Origin of the sequence: Dyadobacter luteus (assembly GCF_003383615.1) — a bacterium.
In the GTDB taxonomy this organism is placed as follows: Bacteria; Bacteroidota; Bacteroidia; order Cytophagales; family Spirosomataceae; genus Dyadobacter; species Dyadobacter luteus.
In genome coordinates this window covers 74,293-95,045 of record NZ_QNUL01000018.1, presented here as the reverse complement: position 1 = coordinate 95,045, position 20,753 = coordinate 74,293, and the positions used below count along the sequence as shown (strand labels likewise).

The following is a 20,753-nucleotide window of genomic DNA, read 5'->3' as shown; positions in this document are numbered from 1 at the left end:
ATCGTGATAACCGCTGAATAGTTTTTTTTATTAGAAATAGTTTGACATTTCAATTTGACTGATTATTATTGTCAGCCATTCAACGTTGTGAAATGATTAAGTCAGTTTAGTTGCACTTAACATGGAGCAATATGCATCATACATCTAATCATCTCTCGCTTCCGCACCCCAAGATCTATCTGTTATCTGATACAGAGTGGATAATTCTTGTTTACCTCACAAATGGCTTAACTTCTAAGGACATCGCAGTTCACATGAATGTGATGCCCAAATCCATTGATAATTACAAGAATCGTATTGGTAAGAAGCTTGGAATGCAGGGATATGGTGCCTTGTATAAGTATGCGGTGATAATAGATTTATTTTAATGAGTTACTTATTTTTAATTCAGGATACCTAAAAATTCATATTATGAATCGTCAAACTATGCTTCTTATTATCGGATTGCTGATTTTTTTCATCGGCTGCTTTTTTAGAATGTATGGCAACGTGGAAGATGGTATGTCCATTATGACCGTCGGGTTATATTTGACAATTGTTTGGCTGATTGATGCATTGTTACGTATAAAAAAGGAAGTTTATAAACTCAGGAATGAAATTAAAGAGTTGAAGAGTAAGGGCTTATAAAAGCTAATCTGATAAGCTTGACAACATGTATTGGTTTTATCTGGGTATAGCATCTATCCTGTCTGTACTACTCTTGGGAATTTATATCAAATTTTATTTGAGAAGGTAATCCACAAGTGAAATCTAAGAATGAGCTGTGGTAAATATCCTCTCTTAATCAACCCACACTATGAAATCACTCATCACCACGGGAGTATCCGCGATCATGTTTGCTATCTGTTGCCATCTTTTATACAAGATGTTGTATCTGGATCAGGATTTAGAAAAGATTGATATTGTAGCTTTGCTGGCTGCGCAGATATGGATTGCGGCAAGAGTAGCGTTGAAATACAAAAGGACATAAAATAAAGACCTTATGAACCGGACCAATCAGCTAATAAATCTTCTTAAAGTAAAATACCCTCTTGTTCAGGCACCCATGCTTGGTGTTACTACTCCTGAAATGGTGGCGGCGGTGTCTAATGAGGGAGGGCTGGGTTCGCTTCCTGTTGGTTTGCAGTCTCCCGAAAAAACGCTTGACCTGATCCGTAAAACAAAAGCACTTACTGATAAACCGTTTGCAGTTAATCTTTTTGCACATGATATGCCGGCTATTGATGTTGCGGCAATCAGCGCTATTCAGGATAAACTGGTTGTTATAACGAATCGATACGGTTTGGAACATCCCCTGGTGGATATTGAAAAACTTCAGCATTACTCATACCGTGAACAGGTTGAAATACTGATCAGCGAACATGTGCCGGTGGTTAGTTTCACCTTTGGAGTAATTGATGCTGAAAGTATTCAGCGTTTGCACGATGCCGGAATCGTTCTGATCGGTACTGCTACATCGGTACGGGAAGCGAAGCAACTGGAAAGTATGGGTATTGACTTAATCACGGCACAGGGAATTGAAGCAGGAGGACATAGAGGTACGTTTTTCTTTGACGAGCCTTTGCCACAAATAGGAGCTATGTCACTCATTCCGCAAGTTGTGGATGAAGTATCTGTACCTGTATTGGCAGCTGGTGGCATCATGGATGGAAGAACGATAAAAGCTGCGATGATACTCGGTGCTGCAGGAGTACAGGTAGGTTCTGCATTTTTAAGAAGTAATGAAAGTTTGAGTATTGATAATTACAAACAAGTGGTGCATGAGAGTGTGGACACGGATACCGTCCTGACGCGAGCATTTTCTGGTCGTTGGGCCAGGGGGATACGTAATACTTTTCATAATGAAGTGGAGAAACTCAATCTTGATTTTCCTGCTTATCCACTATTAAATGATCTTACCGTACCAATCAGAACGGCTTCTCAAAAGCTAAATAATAAAGAATTTACCACATTATGGGCGGGTCAATCTGCGCATTTGGCTAAGTTGAAAACTTCTGCGGAGATAGTCAGGGAGTTGATAGCAGAGGCGGGATGGTCAGAATAATGAATTGTTAAGTATAAAGTTTTAAAACATATGAAAAATCCCAAGACCAGATTTATAGTTACCACAATCCTGGCATTAATCATGTTATTTTCGGTTGCGTATGGATTTTATCAGAAAGGTTTTGTGATGACATGGGACGAATTCTATAGTAGCCCCTTGTTTTTTAATTCAATGATGTCGATCGTATTCAGTCTGAATTCATTTCATTTTTACAAGGCTATGAAAAAAACATATAGATGATGAGAAGTATGCATGCTTTTCTATCGTAAATACGGCCGAATAAATCTTTATAAAATTCCTTAACAATAAAAAATGGCAGCCTTCGTAATCGAAAGCTGCCATTTTTTATTATCTCCTTCTCGCTGTATCCAGCGGTATAGGTGGTGGACCAATCAGGTCATCTTCATCAATTTTTACACCTGTACTGTCACTATCCACATCCAGCGAATCGCTTTCTGCCGGTGCCCATTGGGTTGGACAGTTATATTCTTTCGTGACTTTAAAATTTGGTTTCGGAAAAGGGCCAGGCTCTATGCCAACTGCCTTGTCTCTGTAAATTTTTTCGAGGAACCTACCAACAATAGGCAGGGCGGTTTTGGCACCTTCCCCCAGATTGGTAGTACGGAAGTGAATACTCCGGTCGTCGCCACCTACCCAGGCACCAACCACCAGGTCGCGTGTTACACACATAAACCAGCCGTCGGAGTTGTTAGATGTAGTCCCGGTTTTTCCACCGATTTCATTGCCATTTTTAGTGACGTCATAACGCCATCTGATACTTCCCGACGTTCCTCCCGGTTCTTCTACACCACCTTTCAGCATCTGAACCATCAGGAAAGCCGATTCAGGACTGATGGCCTGACGATGCTCAGGCAAGAATTCTTCTATCACTTTACCGTTGCTGTCTTCAATCTTATTTACCAATATCGGTTCGGTGTAGGTGCCGTTATTGACAAAAACACTATATGCCGCCACCATATCATACAAAGACACATCAAACGGTCCAAGCCCAATGGAAGGTAATCCTTTCAACGGAGTGGTGATACCCATTTTTTTCGCATAACGGGCCACATTCGCCGGGCCTACCTGATCCGTTAGTTCAGCTGTAACAGAGTTGATAGACTGAGCCAGCGCACGTCTCAGTGTCATGTTGGCATAACTGAAAGTACCCGTTGCGTTTCTCGGTTTCCATTCTTTTTCTTCACCGTCTTCGATATACTTTTTCATAAACGGCTTATCCACAATCTGGTCGCAGGGACTCATATTGAAGGAAGAATCATCAATGGCAGTGGTGTAGACAAATGGTTTAAAGGTTGATCCTGGCTGGCGTTTTCCTTGTTTTACCGCATCATATTTAAAGAAGTTGTAATCAAGTCCGCCTACCCATGCTCTGATCTGTCCCGTGTGCGGATCCATGGCCATCATACCTGCTCTCAGAATACGCTTGTAGTAATCCAGCGAATCCATGGAGCTCCAGTATTTCTTCATTTCGCTACTATTCTTCCAGTCATACACCATCATAGTATCCTTTTTATTCAGGTAATGAAGGACGCTGTCCGGGTTGGATGGAAACTTTGCAGCCAGTGTACGGTATCTGCTGGTACGTTTGATTACGTTAGTCAGAAAATCAGGAATTTCCTTGCCGTTTTCATCTACCCATGGATTCTGTTTTCCCCAGTGATCTTCAAACACACGCTGAAGCTGCTTCATTTTTTCAGTCATTGCTTCCTCCGCATGTTCCTGCATGTGAGAGTCAATGGTAGTGTATATTTTCAGACCGTCGGTATACAGGTCATATCCATTTTCATCACCCCATTTTTTAACAAAGTCAACTACTGCATTTTTGAAGTAATTGGCGTTGCCGTCGTAGGGCGTTTCGAATTTGGTTTTCAGCTCAATGGGCAATGCGCTGATAGAATCAGCCTGTTTTGCAGTGATGTAGCCATATTTTTGCATCTGGCCGATTACCACATTCCGGCGTTCAAGCGAACGTTTCGGATTGCGTATCGGATTGTAGGTAGTTGTTGCCTTCTGAAGTCCGACCAATACGGCAGCTTCCTGAATATTAAGACTATCCGGCGATTTACTGAAATAGGATTTGGCAGCAGTGTTAATTCCATAGGTATTACTTCCGTAATCCACTGTATTGAAATACATGGTCAGGATTTCCTGCTTCGTGAAGTTTCTTTCAAGCTTGATGGCGGTAAGCCACTCCTTCGTTTTATAAATAATAGTACTCAACACGGGAACAGAGCCTAAAAGCCCTCTAGCCCCGCTTCTGCGTGTTTTGAAAAGCTTTTTTGCGAGTTGTTGTGTAATCGTACTACCACCTCCACGATCTGTTGCACCTGATACAATTCCGATGGCAACGCTGGCCATGGCCTTGTAATCAATACCAGAATGTTTGTAAAAACGGATATCCTCTGTCGCTATCAAGGCCTTAACCAGATTCGGAGAGATCATCTCCGCGGTTACCGGTGTGCGGTTTTCAGTGTAGAACTTGCCGATCAGCACGCCATCTGCGGTGTATATTTCTGAGGATTGGTTGACCTTTGGATTCTGTAAATCTTCTACACTGGGCATACTTCCCATTAACCAAAGGAAGTTTGTTTCTACGCAAAAAATATAAAAACACGCACCCAAAAAACCATAAACTACCGTTTTCCAAATGATGCTGATAGAGCGGTAGTATGCAGACTCTTTATCGAATTTGCTATCCCACCAGTCAGACAAGGCCTGTCGCTTTCTGTTATATGAATCCAGAAACGCGTCGGCTTTTGTTTTACCTGCTATGAGGGAAAAAATCTTGTAGAAAATAAAGCTAAAAAACGTTGAGATCTGTGTTCCAATAAACTGGAACATGGTTTTTATTTTGTAAAAGAACGATCTGATTACTTCCATCAAACGTTAAAGGTTCGTAAGGTTTCAAAGATAAGAAAAGCCGGACAAATCTGATGAAGTCCGGCTTTTCTTATCTGTATTCTATTCAGCTTTATCAAATTTCAGTGCAACGCCATTCATGCAATAACGAAGTCCTGTCGGACGTGGACCATCGTTGAATACGTGTCCAAGATGCCCTCCACATTTCCTGCACACCACTTCGGTACGAATCATACCATGGCTTTTGTCTGTAATTTCTTCCACGTTTTCGCTGGCAATGGGTTGGAAAAAACTTGGCCAGCCTGAGCCCGAATCATACTTGGTTTCTGAGCTGAATAATGGTGTTCCACATGCAGCACATGCGTAAGTACCTTCTTCCTTATTATCATTAAAGGGATGTGAAAAAGGACGCTCTGTACCTTTTTCAAACAAAACAAAACACTGTTGTCCTGTCAGCTCCTGTTGCCATTCTTCTTTGGTTTTTTCTATTTCTCTCATGATGATTGCGTTTTAAAGCAGTGCTAAAAAAATAACACCAAAGCAAAGTTTATCGTTTACTGAATATCCGTCTCAGCCATGAATCTTCTGGTGGCCAGCATTTGTTTTGAGATTCTGGCGGTTTTCTGAATAGTCCGGCCGAAAGCCCGAAATATAAATTAAATGCTTTTGGCTTTCCTATATTAATCAATCCCGGAAGATGGTCGGTTCCGATCCATAAAGGTCCGATTCGTCCTGCTAAACCAATGGAGGGAGTGCGGTAACGGTTCATCAATACAAGCGGTACGGAAATTTCGTACCATTTATGCTCGTAGCGAGGCGTTACACCAACGACTGATTCGGCTTTCATTCCAAATGCAGAACGGGGAATGAGGTTGTGCACCCAAAGCGCATTGACGTATACATTGGGTTTGATGTTATAATCGACACTCGCCTGGAATGCAGTCGGCAGTACAGACGTGACGTTTGGAGCGAGTGACCCGCTTACGCCCAGTGACGAATTAATGGCATTAAAAACTCCCTCTGAGCCTTCCAGTTTCTGGAAATCGTCGAAAGTGAATTGTCTGTTTGCTGTTTGTACTTCCTGTTGTAACAGATAATTGGGGTTATTGAAACGAACCCGACCTATGTCCGTAAGCGATACTGCAATGCGATACAGGTATTTGTTCTTTGAAGCATCACGTTTGCGAACGCCCTTTTCGGTATAAGTATATTTGTTGATGTCCGGGCGATACTCGTAAACAGCACCGATGTCAAATCCCCATCCGCTACCCGGAGCAGCGTTGCCGAGTAACCAGGCGGGAGTAGGGCGGATGTTCTGAAATGCCTCGTCTCGGGTCATTCCATATTTTGCATTAATCTGATCTACTTCGATGATCTGTCGCTTGTTGTCCCAAGCAGGATCAGGCGAAAGACTGAACGAAGAATTCTCAATGATCGCATAAGCATTGTACAGACCGATCAGTCGTTTTACAGTAATACCTGCTTTCAAAAAATCAGTTTCGTTGTCTATAACTGTCCCTCCTAATGTCATAGCCAATTCCCCCATGGCATTAAAATGCAGCCTTCCGGATTGGTTGTCAAAGCGTGGTCCCTGTAAACCTTCCAGTCGTGTGGTTTTACTGATCAGCCTGGCGAGTGGCTCTGTCATGTCGTCCATATTGAGTATAAACCGGGTACGGGTGGTTAACGCAATTCCAGCCCTTCCTTTCATGATGGGAAACATGATGGATGGCAAACGAACGTCACCGCCGACATTCATAAACTTATCCTTTCCATTCAGTTTTTCCTTAAGATATGTTCTTGGAAATTGTGTAACACCCCTTTCGTTTCGGTATTGATCGGGCACGCTGTTCGTAATAAGCGCCATGAAAGAATAAGGAGCATCATATTTAACAGCATTATTTCCCATGTAAAACTGGGCGCCGACCAGATTGACATATACGCTGTAACGATTGTCTGAAACGAAGGCCGGATTATGGTAAAGTGCGTTGGTTCCCGAATAGTTACCCATGGAAACACCGGGAAGATGCTGCGCTTTACTTCCGAAAGAAATAACTGTCAGTAAAACGAAAGTCAGCAGCAGATTTTTTTGCATAGTGGAAGTAAAACGGAGAATACCTTATTTACTGTATTTCGGGTGCAAAGAAAAGGTCTGGACACCTGACTTCCAACCTGTACGGAATCATGAACGGAATATAATTTTGACCCCACTGGTTTGGTATGATATTATTAAAATGGTTTTATGATTATTTAAGGATGGACCATATGTTGGTTTCGGAGGAAGAATTGATGAAATTGTAAAAAAACCAACCTTTGCTTATCAATAGTGATATGAATTTATATTTCATATATATTTTGTAAATAAAAACTTAGACCATATATTGTTCTGTAAAATATTAATATATACTTATTCAAATTTTGTATTGTATGAATTTCTCATTCTCCGGCTATCAAACGGAAAATTTCTTTGACGAGATGTTTACCCCGGACGGAGGAATCCGGCCAGGCTATGAGCATTTGAAAGCTAAATTTGAAAATCTCACACACGAAGATCTTACTAACCGGCAGTTGGCCACCGAACGTGCGCTGCTATCAATGGGAATTACTTTCAATGTGTATTCAGAAGGAGAGGGTACTGAGCGGATTATGCCGATCGATATTATTCCGCGTGTATTGCCAAATGCTGAATGGGAATGGCTTGAAAAAGGATTAAAGCAGCGTATCAAAGCGCTGAATATGTTCATTGATGATGTATACAATGATCAGAATATTCTGAATGATGGTGTTGTTCCCCGCGACCTGATAGAGTCAAGTAAGTGTTTTCTGAAACCCTGTATCGGTTTGAAACCGCCTAAGGGGATCTGGTGCCATATTACGGGTACCGACTTGATTAAAGGTGATGATGGTACATTTATGGTACTGGAGGATAATTTACGCTGTCCTTCGGGTGTGTCGTATATGCTGGAAAATCGTGAACTTTCGAAGCAAATATTTCCTGACGTACTGGCACGCACGGGAGTCAGGCCGGTTTCTGACTATCCTACCAGACTATTGCAAATGCTTCAAAATCTGGCAGACAGGCCTAATCCTACGATTGCCGTTTTAACACCCGGAATTTATAATTCTGCTTATTTCGAGCATTCCTACCTCGCTCAGCAAATGGGCGTGGAGCTTGTGGATACGCGTGATCTGGTGGTTTCAGACGGATACGTGAAAATGCGAACCACAAGCGGATTACAGATTGTGGATGTGATTTACAGAAGAATGGATGATGTATTCCTGGATCCTGAGGCCTTCAATCCTGACTCGCTGTTGGGAATTCCGGGCATTTTTGAAGTGTATAAAAAAGGACGCGTTGCTCTTGCCAATGCGCCTGGCACGGGTGTTGCTGATGATAAAGTCGTGTACGCTTACGTTCCCCGTATTATCCAGTATTACCTGGGAGAGGAAGCGATTATACCCAATGTGCGAACTTATATCTGTGGAGAGAAAGAGGATTTTGATTATGTGATGGAGCACATTGATCAGCTTGTTGTGAAGGAAGCCAATGAAGCAGGTGGTTACGGTATGCTGATCGGGCCAAAAGCCAGCAGTGAAGAGCATGAATTGTTCAGGGAAAAAATCAGAAATAATCCCCGCAACTATATTGCTCAGCCAACGATTTCTTTGTCGCGCGTTCCTTGTATGGTAGATGGTCACTCTGAAGGGCGTCATGTCGATCTCAGACCGTATATTTTATATGGAGATGATATCAACGTAATACCGGGCGGATTGACACGTGTGGCATTAAGAAAGGGTTCGCTGGTGGTTAATTCGTCACAGGGAGGAGGAGGAAAGGATACATGGGTGTTGTATTAAATAATGATTAACAGTTGCTGACAGGCTGTTAATTATCATAGGTGATTGCTATATTTTGTGGCATCTTCACCGGATTAGCTTTGTCGGAAACTGTTATATCATATCAACATCTAAAACCTGTAGTCTGAAATGCATCGTGAAATTACGCAATGGTATAGCCCTTCACTGAATAAGGAGATGGAAGTGGCTGTATATGGTCACTATGGATTTGCCCTTTTACTGATTCCTACAGCCGCCTCAGATTTTTTGGAATATGAGCGGAACGGAGTGATTGAGAGTATTCAACCCTACATTGATGCTGGCAAAGTAAAGGTTTACTGCATCAACAGCATCAATGGTGAAAGCTGGCTGAATCCATTCATGCATGGTTATGACAAGGCGGTTCGGCATCAGCATTATAATGATTACGTGATCAAGGAAGTAATTCCATTTATCAAAGACACGACAAGTAGTAACAATATGATCATCGCAGCGGGTGCCTCCTTCGGCGCGTTTCATGCTGCAAACCTGTTTTTCAAACATCCGGATCTGATCAATGGTATCATTGCTATGAGTGGTTGTTATGATCTTAGTGTATATACGGATGGCTATTACGACGATAATGTATACTTCAATTCACCCGTTCATTATTTGGCTCAATTAAGAGCTGAGTGGCATCTTTCGCTTTATCGTGAGAGCAGGCATATTCATTTCGTCACAGGATCCGGAGCCTACGAACGCCCGGATTATGCTCAACAGATATCTTCTATATTATCTGCGAAGAATGTACGGCACGAACTGGATATATGGGGGAGCGATATACCACATGAATGGTGGGTATGGAAGAAAATGCTTCCTTATTACATTGAAACAAGGTTTTAATATACAAAAAACGGACTGGCGACCAGTCCGTTTTTTGTTTCTATATGACGATATTCTATTACGCTCCTTCAAATTGACGTAAGAATCTCACATCGTTTTCTGTGAACAGGCGCAGGTCATTAATGCCGTAGCGAAGCATGGTGATTCGCTCAATACCCATTCCGAATGCAAATCCTGTGTACTCCTGACTATCGATACCGCAGTTTTCAAGTACGTTCGGGTCTACCATACCTGATCCCGCGATTTCTACCCAGCCGGTATGTTTACAAATATTACATCCTTTCCCCTTACAAATAAAACAAGTCACATCTATTTCTGCACTTGGCTCGGTAAATGGGAAGTAAGACGGGCGCAATCTGATTTTGGAATCCTTACCGAACATCTCCTTTGCAAAATGGTATAAGGTATCCTTAAGATCTTTAAAGCTCACATTTTTGTCAATATAAAGACCTTCCACCTGATGAAACACGCAGTGTGCACGCGCAGAAATGGCTTCATTACGGAAAACACGTCCCGGCATGATAGAACGCAGCGGAGGTTTCTGGCGCTCCATTAATCTTACCTGCACATTGGATGTATGCGTTCTGAGCAGTACATCGTCCTTAACTTCACCTTTGCTTTTTGAAATGAAGAAGGTATCCTGCATTTCACGTGCAGGGTGGTTGTCTGCAAAGTTGAGCGCGCTGAAATTATACCAGTCTGTTTCGATTTCCGGTCCGTAGGAAACATTGAATCCCATACGTTCGAAAATCTCAATGATTCTTCTGCGAACGATCGTAAGCGGGTGCAGACTTCCTTGCAGATTGGGAACGACAGGCAATGTAAGGTCGATCAGCATTTCCGGCTTTTCATCAGCACTGTTTTCAAGTTGTTCGGTAAACTCCTGAAAACGTTCCTGAGCACGGTTTTTCAGCGTGTTCAGTTCCTGCCCCATAGCCCGGCGATTTTCCGGAGCCACGTTTTTAAGTTCATCAAACAGTTCTGAAACTGCGCCTTTTTTACTGATAAAGCGCATGCGGTATGCTTCAAGCTGCTCCTTATTAGCAATACTTGTCTGATCTATTTCTGAGATGAGTTCCTTTACCCGGTCGGTAATCATATTCTTAATTTTTATGAGGGAAATGACAGGCTTATTTCCTGCTCATTCCAATGTTGTATTTGCTTCGATTGCTCCAGGTGAAAGACTACACGTTCAGCGCAGTGTCTCCCCAAAGCGGTACAAATATAAATAATGTTGAACGGGTTGAAACGATGAACACTTCATATAGACCTGATATTTACAAAAAAGCGCTTTAATAGCTCATTTTCGTATATGCGTAAAATTACGTGTTTTAATACGGCAGCTTACGCATTTTTGCTTAGTAAATTTTATTAAAAATTTGAAAATCAATCGATTGTGAATACGCGCGTATTATTACGTATTTACCTGAGGGGTTGTATTGCCGTAAATTTGAATCAGAAATACAGAACAATATAATTGTCCAGCGATATGAAAACTTTTACATCGGTTCCGCTTCCAGGCATTACAGCCAGTAATTCAGGTGCTACTTACGTTTCCGTACAGTCCATGGGAAGGACTATATTTCTGTCTCCTGATATGATCACTTTCATGGAAGGAGAAGGTAATTATACATATATATATACGACATCAGGCAAAAAATATCTGGTTTCAAAAACCTTGAAATCATTAGCCATGAATCTGGATTCAGATTTTGTGAGAGTACATAAATCCTATCTTGTGAATACCAAATATGTAGTAGAGCGTATTGAGGAAGAAAGAACATTGAAAATGTCTTGTGGCAAGGAAGTGTCTATATCTCGCAGAAAAATGAAGGAAATCACGGGTATTCTTGATCACGCTGATATCAGTGCGACAGCATAGCTGTGAATTAAATTAGTGGGTTATTTATAACATACAGTAGCCTTCGCTTGGATCGAAGGCTACTTGTTTTTTTAATATGTTATTGAGTGTAATTGACAGTATCAGAAAATTTTAATACCCAGTGTTACCTGCCATGAGGTAATTTTTTGTTTCACAGAACTCTTTCCGTCTACAGGCTGTCCTTCCAGTTCGAAGCTTGCCAAATTAGTGAAAGATCCCTCTTTTCTCACGTCCAGACTGAAACTGCCCAGATCCAGACCAGCTCCTAACTGGTATCCAAATGCCGCTTCAGACATCGCATCACCAAGATTTGAAGTGTACTGACGGAATGCATCGCGAAGGCGTTGGTTATCACCAATCCGGAATGAGGTAACCGGCCCCGCCAAAATCCTGAAAGGACCGCCCTTTAAACCAATCAGCAAAGGCACATCAATATTGCTGTACTTTATATTTACTGAGGTGGTAACAGGTGTTTGCTGATCGTTGCGAATAATGTCAAAAGTTCCTCCTTTCGTAGAAACCAGTACTTCAGGCTGGATAAATATCGTACGCCCAAATCGCGCATATATACCGCCCACAGCTCCTGTACGTGTGCTGAAGCTCTGTTTAAGATTATCTCTTACTTCCTTGCCATCATATCCCAGATAGGGATTTCCTGCGTCGTCGTAACGTGTGGTGAAAACATCTCCCATTGTGAGCCTGGAAAGATTTACCCCTCCCTTAATGCCAAATGCAAAACCTTTTTTTTGTGCCTGAGCCGCTGTTGTACCGATGAGCATCAGTAAAAAGCATGAGCAGGCTAATTTTGTCGGGATCTTCATGGATCAGAAATTAATTTAAAACCGGATAATAACGTCAGAATGCAAAAAACTATACCCGTCATTTTTATTTTTTGAGTAAACGGATTTTGGATAACCGTTTTAGGAGATTTTTTGCACTATTTTGTTGTTCAGTTAAGACAAACAAACTTTAGATAACCCCTATGGCCAAAGCCAAAACTGCCTATTTCTGTCAGGAATGTGGGTATAATTCACCCAAATGGGTGGGAAGATGTCCCTCCTGCGGAGAATGGAATACGCTTGTTCAGGAAGTGATTGAAAAGGAAGACAAAAAGCCTGGTGTAACCTGGAAGTCAGTGAATCTGGCAAGCCGGCCGAAGGCAATTACTGAAATTGTATATGAAAATGAACCCCGTATTATCACTAAGGATGGTGAGCTGAACAGGGTGCTGGGTGGTGGTATTGTACAAGGTTCGCTCGTGCTGATAGGAGGGGAGCCGGGAATCGGTAAATCGACTCTGATGCTGCAAATTGCACTTACCTTATCCGATAAGCGTGTTTTGTACGTTTCCGGGGAGGAGTCGGAGCAGCAGATTAAAATGAGGGCTGAGCGGATGGCTTATCAGAGCGATAAATGTTACATTTTAACTGAAACGCATACTGAAAACATTTTCAGACAGATTGAAGAATTTAAGCCTGAAGTGCTTGTAATTGATTCCATCCAGACGATGCAGTCAACTTATATAGAGTCGGGAGCAGGCAGTGTTTCTCAGGTACGCGAGTGTACGGCTGAGTACATGAAGTATGCGAAAGACACAGGCGTTCCGGTGTTTTTGATTGGACATATTACGAAGGATGGTTCTCTGGCTGGCCCCAAGGTTTTGGAGCATATGGTGGATACTGTGCTTCAGTTTGAAGGTGACCGGCACACGACTTACAGGATTTTGCGTACGATCAAGAACCGTTTCGGGAGCACATCCGAGCTTGGAATCTATGAAATGCATGGAGCCGGTTTGAGGGAAGTAAGTAATCCTTCGGAGATTCTTATTTCGCAGCGTGACGAACCCGTAAGTGGTATTGCGATTGGCTCCATGATGGAAGGCAACAGACCTCTGATGATAGAAATCCAGTCTCTGGTGAGTGTTGCAACCTATGGAACGCCGCAAAGGAGCAGTACAGGATTTGATGCCAAACGTTTGCAAATGTTGCTTGCAGTATTGGAAAAGCGCGGCGGTTTCCGGTTGGGTGTACAGGATGTTTTTCTGAATGTAGCAGGTGGGTTACGTGTAGAAGACCCAGCCATTGACTTGGCCGTTATTGCTTCTCTGGTATCGTCTTATGAAGATAAATTTATTCCTGCCTCGGTCTGTTTCGCAGCAGAAGTAGGGCTTGGTGGAGAAGTAAGGGCTGTGAATCGGATAGAAAGCAGAATATCCGAAGCGGAAAAACTGGGTTTTAAGAAAATGTATATATCGAAATACAACAGCAAAGGTTTGGAGCTTGACAGACCACAAATGAAAGTGGTGCCCGTCGCACATCTTGATCAGCTGTTTATGGATTTGTTTTTGGGACAATAGTGCGGTTATCCGAAACCAAAAAGTTTAGTCTGACAGGTTTGGTTGAAAGTTGACTGCAGATAGCCGACGGCTGACTGCCTCCATTAATATTTCGCGTAAAAGTTTCTTAACTTCGACGTTACTCTGTCATAAATAGGCTTGCTGAACTCGATAAATAGCTCCTGTGGCGGAGGCGGCGCTAATTCTTTGCTTTTGGTCATACGTAGTTGCCCGTAAGTGAGTGCGCGCTCGTCTCCGATGAAACTTGCCCATTCACACATCCAGTTGTACTCGCCATTGAATTTATCCTGAGTTACGATCCGGTGGGATTTAAATTCACGGATCTGCATATCCAGCAAACCGGAAGAATGAACCATCTTTTGAGTGTGGGTGAATTTGGCAGTAACTTTTTCATATATCGGGATCTTGATTCTGCCCACCGTCTTCTCGGCAACTTTGACACTGTCCGTGCCTGTAAAGGTTTCGGTATTTTTTTCAATCAGGGTTTGTCCTACTACGAAGTCATCAAATTGTAAGGTAATGACGTGATCTGGTTGCAGACCGATTTGTGTGGCTTCATCAGGAGTATAGAATCGTACAAACTTGTTGAGCTGAGGACTTGTTTGCAGGAATTGATCAATCGCATTCTGGAAATACTCGTTACTGAGCTTATAGGTTCTGGAGGTTACAAGCACTTGCTCTACCACTACCTTAAATGATGCGATATGGTAGGCCTGCTTTAGTCTTTCTTTAACATCCCGAAAACCGGGAATCAGAAAATCTGCTTTTTCAAAATGCTGATAAGCTGTTCTGGCTTTCATTCTGTCTCCTTCCGCTAACAACAGCTCAGCTTCGTTATATCTCGTTGTTGCGGCAGTCTCTCTTACCTTGTCTTCATCCTTCTGGAAATCCCGCGGAGTAACTATAATGATACAGGCCGAACAACTGCTTACAGCGCGGTACAGAGCATTGAGGCTTTCATAAGATTTTAGTTCATCTTCAAACCTGAAAGGATTTGTAGATGTATGAGCCAGGTTGATTTGTCTGAGGTATTGTTCCATTGCGGCCGGGTAGGCTACTTTGAGAATATCTGCTGATGAAGTATGTTTAGGATTGCTGCTGAGTTTTTCGACACTGCGAAATACTGAATCGTCGTAGTTACCTTTTTTTAACGACTTCTTGGCAGATCCACATCCTGTAAGTAGTAATGTGACAAAAAAAAGAATTGATAGGGGTAGGAGTTTTTTCATCATTATGGTAAAATCGGATACCAAATGTCAGAAAAAATCACCTCATTTTTGAATGCTTGACTAAATATGCGGTTAGAATAGGATCGAATCCCTGTGCAATGTCGGCGTCTATAAAATCAATTTTATATTGTCCGCATTTCAGTTTCAGTTTTCTATAAAATTCACTGACCGACTGACGGTAAGTTTCGCGTACCTGTTCCGGTTGTACCTTCACTTTTTCTCCCGATTCCAGGTCGATGAATTCATATGGACGGTTTTCAAAATCGAAGGACTCCTCTGTTTTCTTATCTGTAACATGAAACAGGAGAACTTCATGGAGATTGTGGCGCAGATGCTGGAGTGCTGAGAAAATGTGCTCTGCTTCATCAGGATTATCAAACATATCACTGAAAATCACAACCAGAGAGCGTTTATGTATTTTTTCTGCAATCTCATGCAAAACTTCTGCAACTGAAGTTTTATGTAAAGGCTTATTACTCTGCAGAACATTATTCAGTTCAAGCATGATCTTGTGAACATGCGATGGAGTCGATTTGACCTGGGTCTGTACTTCGATCTTGTCTGAAAATGTACAAAGACTTACAGCATCTTTCTGTTTTTGGAGTAGATAAGTAATGCTGGCTGCTGCCATCACGCTAAACGTCATCTTGCCAAAATCCGGCTGAGGATAATACATAGACGATGAGGTGTCAAGTAAGATATGGCAACGAAGATTGGTTTCCTCCTCGTACCGTTTGGTATATAACCGATCTGATTTGGCAAATACTTTCCAATCAATGTGACGGGTAGATTCTCCTGTGTTATAAAGCTGATGTTCAGCAAACTCTACAGAAAACCCATGAAATGGAGACTTGTGTAGTCCGGTGATAAATCCTTCAACAAGTTGTTTGGCCAGAAACTCAATGTTTCCGAATTCCCTGACTTTGGAGATGTCAAGTTCGCGGGGATTTATCATATTTTAAGATGAAAAGAGTTTTATTCTTTCTTATTCATTGAAATGATCTTGCCTGACTTGGGGTCAATTTCTTCATGTTGATCCAATAAAACCATTCCTTCCATACCAACCACCCTGACCGAAACATTAGCAATTCCCTGACTTACGATCTCCAGTTGCTTTGCTGCTTCCTTGCTGATATCCACAAGGCGGTTTCGCGAGTAAGGTCCCCGGTCGTTCACGCGTACTATCACTTTTTTATCGTTGTCAAGATTGGTCACTTCCAGCATTGTATTAAAGGGGTAGGTCCGGTGTGCAGCAGACAACTCGTTGCTTTTGTGAATTTCTCCAAATGAGGTTTTTCTGCCGTGGAAACGGGTGGAGTAGTAAGAAGCTCTTCCTTTTTCTGTTTTTCCCAAAGTTACCTGTGCGAATGCGTCAGGCTGCCAGGCGAAGGCTAAAAGGATGATAATCAGGATCCGATGACAACTCATGTTTGAGGGTTTAGATGAAACATCAATAAGGCTTTTGAGGCCCTACTTTCTATTTTGATTTCCTCTTAAAAAATCGAAATAATATCACAGATTTTTCAAATGTAATAGATAAAACGGAGAATATCATAATTTTAGCATATCCGACTGCCCGGAATCGCTTCAAATAATAGAGGTGAAAACCGATAACGGTACTAATATATTTCGGTTGTTTTGTTCGCAGCAATAAACTTTCTATTTTAGCGTTTGAAAACCTATTTAAAACTTAAAATAGTGGAAGACAGAGAGCAAATCTACTCCAAAAGGGTCAGAGCGGGAAAACGGACTTATTTCTTTGATGTTCGCTCTACGCGATCCAATGATTATTATCTAACGATCACAGAGAGTCGTCGTCATCCTCAGGGTGATGGTTTCACTTACGAGAAACACAAAATGTTCTTGTACAAAGAAGATTTCGATAAGTTTGCAGAAGCGTTGAAAGAGGCAGTTGATCACGTAAAAACGGAGTTGATGCCCGAAGTTGACTTTTCTCAATTCGAAGCGAAGGCTGAAGAAGCTGACGTAATCGGAGAGTCGGATCTTAAGTGGGATTAAAAATTTACTTTTCCTGAAAGAAGCCTTCGGAATCTATTGCGAAGGCTTTTGGTTTTTCTCTTCACTAAATAGTAATTTTGTGCAAATTATTATTTGGCTGTCGGGCAGTGCATTTTTGAAATAGTGCAAATCCCTGTCCGCTTAAACTGCATATCTTTTATAAAATGAGTCTTCAATGTGGGATTGTTGGATTGCCTAACGTAGGTAAATCCACACTTTTTAATGCTATTTCTACCGGTAAAGCCGAAGCAGCCAATTATCCTTTTTGTACAATTGAGCCTAATGTAGGAGTCGTTACCGTTCCTGATGAGCGGATTGATATATTGATCGGACTGGTAAATCCTCAAAAAACAATTCCAACGATTATGGAATTTGTGGATATCGCCGGTTTGGTGAAAGGAGCAAGCCAGGGAGCTGGTTTGGGAAATAAATTCCTTGCTAACATCCGTGAGGTAGATGCGATTGTACACGTAGTACGTTGTTTTCAGGACGAGAATGTGGTACACGTAGAAGGTCGTGTTGATCCTGTTTTTGATAAAGAAATCATTGATATCGAGCTTCAGTTGAAAGATCTGGAATCGATTGAGAAAAAAATACAGAAAACTGAAAAAGGAGCCAGAGCCGGTGATGCGAAAGCAAAAGTGGAGTTGGAGTGGCTTAAAAAATACAAGGAAACTCTGGAAGCAGGCAAGAATGCCAGAAGCCTCGAAATTGATCCTGAATTAAAGGAATCAGTTATTGGCGATTTGCAATTACTTACTGTAAAGCCGGTATTGTATGTTGCTAACGTAGATGAAGAGTCGATGCTTACGGGCAATGAGTACTCGGAGAAACTGCGTGAAGCAGTAAAACATGAAGGTGCAGAAGTGATAGTACTGTGTGCAGCCATCGAATCTCAGATCTCTGAAATCGAAGATCCTGAGGAGCATGAAATGTTCCTTGGTGAATATGGTTTGAAAGAATCGGGATTAAGCAAATTGATTAAAGCTTCTTACGCCCTTTTGAACCTGATCACATATTTCACTGCTGGTGTGAAGGAAGTGAGAGCCTGGACGATCGTGAAAGGCTGGAAAGCGCCTCAGGCAGCAGGTGTGATTCACAGTGATTTCGAAAAAGGATTTATACGTGCGGAGGTAATTAAAGTTGCTGATTACGAGAAATACAAAACAGAAGCAGCCGTAAAAGAAGTTGGTAAAATGGCCGTGGAAGGAAAAGAATATGTCGTGCAGGATGGTGATATCATGCACTTTAGGTTTAATGTGTAAAATTAAGCTAAACTTTTTTAAAGGATCCCCGATGTATGATTATGCTTCGGGGATCTTTTTTTGTGGCAGCACCTCGTAAATAGCAATTGAGAGTAGCAGACAGAAAAAACCAACTGGTATAAAACCAACTACATAAGTCATGCATCCTTTTACCGAGGTTGTAGCTAATTCCAATAGCATGAAAATAAAAGGACTTAGAATCCCATAGATTATGATTACGAGGTCCCCCCAATTCATATAATTTTTAAAGAGATAGCTGGTAGCGTAAGTAAGAGCTACGGATGATAATATCTGAAGTGTGATCATCATACCGATTATTGAGTAAGTTGCTATTTGCTGATGTTTTTTACCGCCTCCGATTCCACTCCACAGTTCTGTAACCAATTAAAAGATCGGATCTTCCTGCCTGCGGACGGTAGTATACCAGAATATCGTAGTCATTTTCTGTAACGCCGTAGTTTCCCTCTATATAGGCTTCATCAGGTTTTTCTTTTCCAACTACTCTGGTATAATCATAGTTGATCACCCCTTGTTTTAGGAATATTTCTGCCTCATAGGCATTTAAAACAGGGTTGTATGCCATTTTATTACGGTCATTGAGCTGCCACAGATTAAATGCGCCATTGACATAATAGGTTGCGGACGGATCTTCCTGGGTTCTCAATGTGAAAACAACGGGCGAATAATCCGCTTCCACACTTCCTCTGCCTGATTCACGCTGGTCTACTATAAATTGGCCATTCAGATCTTCCAGCTGAAGATATCCGTTGTCGGAGCGGGATTTGTCGGGAAATAATGTCAGTTTGGTGTAATCTCCTGTTCTTTCTAGTTCTTCGATTCCGAATCCTCTGGACAGTAAAGTCCGGCTGTCAAAATACCGGAATTCGTTTCCTCCGGGAAATGTATTTTCGAGATCAAAAAATGTGTATTCCAGCAGATAATCGAAAGGTCTGACATTGGTCGGTTTGAAACCAGTGCGTATCTGATCCCATCTGAAATTTTTTCGGATTACCACTTTAAGATCTGTTTGTGGTGCATTGAGCGGATATCCCTTGTAGTCAATTTTAAAATCAATTTGCTGATCCGAAAATTGCTGGCTGATTCCCTGCGAGAAGCGGGCCTCAGCCGCGATACTTACTTTGGGATCATAAATCATAAATCTTCTGGACAGAACCGCTTTGCGATCATGATCGCTATACACTATCAGAACATAATTGCCTGATAACTTCAATCGCGGAACATTAAAACGGTAGTGGAAATACGGAACCTTGGTGCTGAAAGATTGTTCGTATTGGATCACCGGATATTCATTGTATTCAAAAGTGTACTCGATTTCGTTCAGCACCGATTTGGTCCAATCTGCATTACAATGGAAAATCTTGACCCTGTATCCTGCAAAGGAAGCTGTCAGATCGTCAAATTCAAGAACAAGCGGATTGGCACTTTGAAGAGGTAATATGGGCGGCCCAATAAGCCGGCGCGGATTTTCAGGCTCATTAATACTTGGATAAAGCAGAACGGTGGCTATGTTCTCGTTGTAGATATAATCTTCGAATTTAATATCGGCAGGCTGGCTGCGTGCTGATAAACAAGCTATTATCAGTATAAGGGATAAAAAGTATCGCATAAACAGAATTTATAAAATAACGTTATCTTGTACGATAATCGTGTAAAGAACGAATTAATGCCTTTTTTACAGAAATAACTATTTTTGTTTTAAAACAATGAACCAATGACAGCACAACCTCAAAAAACCTACTCAGAAGAGGAATACCTTGAATTGGAGCGCGAAGCTGACTACAAAAGTGAATATTATCGTGGAGAAATATTTGCGATGGCTGGTGCAGGTTTCAATCATAATCGCATTACGGAGAATTTGTCTGGAGAATTTTATATTCGGTTGAAAGGGAAACCATGTAATGGTTATTCCAGCGACCTTCGTATTCATATTCCTGAGAACGGTCTTTACACTTATCCTGATTTTCTTATCATTTGCGGCAAAAATGAGTTTAAAGATGAGAAAAAGGACGTACTACTTAATCCTTCCGTGATTGTTGAAGTGCTGTCTGCCAGCACATCCGGCTACGATAGGGGTGAGAAATTCCATTTTTACAGGAGTATCCCTTCCTTAAAGGAATACGCAATTATTGATTCTTTATCTGTTGGAGCAGAGGTTTGGAGGAAAAATGAAGAAGGGATCTGGTATCTTGCTTCGGAGGCTTATGATATTGATGGATTAATCGAAATAAAGACCGTTGACGTCTCTCTGAAACTGACGGATATTTATGCAGGAACAGAGGATATTATCCCTGCAAATCAATAAAAAAAGGAAGCATCGCTACCTCCTTTTCTGAATTAA

At 41.7% G+C, this 20,753-nt stretch carries 20 protein-coding genes; 11 read left to right on the top strand and 9 right to left on the bottom strand.

Going from position 1 to position 20,753, the window contains the following annotated elements; translation table 11 throughout:
- Positions 1 to 131: 131 nt before the first annotated feature.
- The 4 genes from DSL64_RS19615 (at position 132) to DSL64_RS19605 (ending at position 2,044) form a co-directional block, all read left to right on the top strand.
- A complete protein-coding gene (locus DSL64_RS19615) occupies positions 132 to 368 on the top strand; it encodes a helix-turn-helix domain-containing protein (RefSeq protein ID WP_115832631.1) in 237 nt (78 codons plus the stop codon).
- Between the two features lie 43 nt (positions 369 to 411).
- Positions 412 to 627: a hypothetical protein gene (locus tag DSL64_RS19610; protein ID WP_115832630.1), complete on the top strand. Its 216-nt coding sequence runs from the start codon at positions 412 to 414 to the stop codon at positions 625 to 627.
- Positions 628 to 796: 169 nt separating this feature from the next.
- Positions 797 to 970, top strand: a complete 174-nt coding sequence (locus DSL64_RS28985) for a hypothetical protein (RefSeq protein WP_158547952.1) — start codon at positions 797 to 799, stop codon at positions 968 to 970.
- Between the two features lie 12 nt (positions 971 to 982).
- Entirely contained in the window at positions 983 to 2,044 is a 1,062-nt protein-coding gene (locus tag DSL64_RS19605) for an NAD(P)H-dependent flavin oxidoreductase (RefSeq protein ID WP_115832629.1), read from the top strand.
- 348 nt (positions 2,045 to 2,392) lie between these two features.
- Here DSL64_RS19605 and DSL64_RS19595 read toward each other — a convergent pair whose 3' ends face one another.
- The 3 genes from DSL64_RS19595 to DSL64_RS19585 all read right to left on the bottom strand — a co-directional run bounded on the left by DSL64_RS19595 (position 2,393) and on the right by DSL64_RS19585 (position 7,019).
- On the bottom strand, positions 2,393 to 4,945 hold the full coding sequence (locus DSL64_RS19595) for a penicillin-binding protein 1A (RefSeq protein WP_115832627.1): 2,553 nt from the start codon (positions 4,943 to 4,945) through the stop codon (positions 2,393 to 2,395).
- Positions 4,946 to 5,026: 81 nt separating this feature from the next.
- Positions 5,027 to 5,422 (bottom strand): peptide-methionine (R)-S-oxide reductase MsrB, encoded by a 396-nt coding sequence (gene msrB, locus DSL64_RS19590; RefSeq protein WP_115832626.1) that lies wholly within the window; start codon positions 5,420 to 5,422, stop codon positions 5,027 to 5,029.
- A 49-nt stretch (positions 5,423 to 5,471) separates the two neighbouring features.
- Complete coding sequence (locus tag DSL64_RS19585) at positions 5,472 to 7,019, bottom strand: DUF5723 family protein (protein WP_115832625.1); 1,548 nt, start codon at positions 7,017 to 7,019, stop codon at positions 5,472 to 5,474.
- 332 nt (positions 7,020 to 7,351) lie between these two features.
- Between DSL64_RS19585 and DSL64_RS19580 the strand changes: the two genes are divergently transcribed.
- The gene (locus DSL64_RS19580; protein WP_115832624.1) at positions 7,352 to 8,782 is read left to right on the top strand and encodes a circularly permuted type 2 ATP-grasp protein; all 1,431 of its coding nucleotides are present in this window, start codon (positions 7,352 to 7,354) and stop codon (positions 8,780 to 8,782) included.
- 129 nt (positions 8,783 to 8,911) lie between these two features.
- On the top strand, positions 8,912 to 9,643 hold the full coding sequence (locus tag DSL64_RS19575) for an esterase family protein (RefSeq protein ID WP_115832623.1): 732 nt from the start codon (positions 8,912 to 8,914) through the stop codon (positions 9,641 to 9,643).
- Between the two features lie 58 nt (positions 9,644 to 9,701).
- Here the strand turns inward: DSL64_RS19575 and pheS are convergent, their stop codons facing one another.
- The gene (gene pheS / locus DSL64_RS19570; RefSeq protein ID WP_115832622.1) at positions 9,702 to 10,742 is read right to left on the bottom strand and encodes a phenylalanine--tRNA ligase subunit alpha; all 1,041 of its coding nucleotides are present in this window, start codon (positions 10,740 to 10,742) and stop codon (positions 9,702 to 9,704) included.
- Between the two features lie 390 nt (positions 10,743 to 11,132).
- On the opposite strand from pheS, the gene DSL64_RS19565 reads away from it, so the two are divergent.
- Positions 11,133 to 11,525, top strand: a complete 393-nt coding sequence (locus DSL64_RS19565) for a LytR/AlgR family response regulator transcription factor (protein WP_229217153.1) — start codon at positions 11,133 to 11,135, stop codon at positions 11,523 to 11,525.
- A 101-nt stretch (positions 11,526 to 11,626) separates the two neighbouring features.
- On the opposite strand, the gene DSL64_RS19560 is transcribed toward DSL64_RS19565, so the two are convergent.
- Complete coding sequence (locus DSL64_RS19560) at positions 11,627 to 12,346, bottom strand: porin family protein (RefSeq protein ID WP_115832621.1); 720 nt, start codon at positions 12,344 to 12,346, stop codon at positions 11,627 to 11,629.
- Between the two features lie 161 nt (positions 12,347 to 12,507).
- Between DSL64_RS19560 and radA the strand changes: the two genes are divergently transcribed.
- Entirely contained in the window at positions 12,508 to 13,881 is a 1,374-nt protein-coding gene (radA, locus tag DSL64_RS19555) for a DNA repair protein RadA (RefSeq protein WP_115832620.1), read from the top strand.
- 83 nt (positions 13,882 to 13,964) lie between these two features.
- Here radA and DSL64_RS19550 read toward each other — a convergent pair whose 3' ends face one another.
- Genes DSL64_RS19550 through DSL64_RS19540 form a run of 3 tightly spaced genes read right to left on the bottom strand, consistent with a single transcriptional unit; the run spans position 13,965 to position 16,538 of the window.
- Positions 13,965 to 15,113 (bottom strand): hypothetical protein, encoded by a 1,149-nt coding sequence (locus DSL64_RS19550; RefSeq protein WP_115832619.1) that lies wholly within the window; start codon positions 15,111 to 15,113, stop codon positions 13,965 to 13,967.
- A 34-nt stretch (positions 15,114 to 15,147) separates the two neighbouring features.
- Entirely contained in the window at positions 15,148 to 16,065 is a 918-nt protein-coding gene (locus DSL64_RS19545; RefSeq protein ID WP_115832618.1) for a DUF58 domain-containing protein, read from the bottom strand.
- A 20-nt stretch (positions 16,066 to 16,085) separates the two neighbouring features.
- Positions 16,086 to 16,538 carry a septal ring lytic transglycosylase RlpA family protein gene (locus DSL64_RS19540; RefSeq protein ID WP_115832617.1) on the bottom strand — a complete coding sequence of 151 codons (453 nt, stop codon included), beginning with the start codon at positions 16,536 to 16,538 and terminating at the stop codon, positions 16,086 to 16,088.
- 243 nt (positions 16,539 to 16,781) lie between these two features.
- Between DSL64_RS19540 and DSL64_RS19535 the strand changes: the two genes are divergently transcribed.
- Both DSL64_RS19535 and ychF read left to right on the top strand, forming a co-directional pair.
- Positions 16,782 to 17,129, top strand: a complete 348-nt coding sequence (locus DSL64_RS19535; RefSeq protein WP_115832616.1) for a DUF3276 family protein — start codon at positions 16,782 to 16,784, stop codon at positions 17,127 to 17,129.
- Between the two features lie 164 nt (positions 17,130 to 17,293).
- On the top strand, positions 17,294 to 18,394 hold the full coding sequence (gene ychF, locus DSL64_RS19530; protein WP_115832615.1) for a redox-regulated ATPase YchF: 1,101 nt from the start codon (positions 17,294 to 17,296) through the stop codon (positions 18,392 to 18,394).
- A gap of 346 nt (positions 18,395 to 18,740) precedes the next feature.
- Here the strand turns inward: ychF and DSL64_RS19520 are convergent, their stop codons facing one another.
- Complete coding sequence (locus tag DSL64_RS19520; RefSeq protein WP_115832613.1) at positions 18,741 to 20,021, bottom strand: type IX secretion system plug protein; 1,281 nt, start codon at positions 20,019 to 20,021, stop codon at positions 18,741 to 18,743.
- A 105-nt stretch (positions 20,022 to 20,126) separates the two neighbouring features.
- Here DSL64_RS19520 and DSL64_RS19515 point away from each other — a divergent pair, with 105 nt between their 5' ends.
- The gene (locus DSL64_RS19515; RefSeq protein WP_115832612.1) at positions 20,127 to 20,717 is read left to right on the top strand and encodes a Uma2 family endonuclease; all 591 of its coding nucleotides are present in this window, start codon (positions 20,127 to 20,129) and stop codon (positions 20,715 to 20,717) included.
- Positions 20,718 to 20,753: the final 36 nt, after the last annotated feature.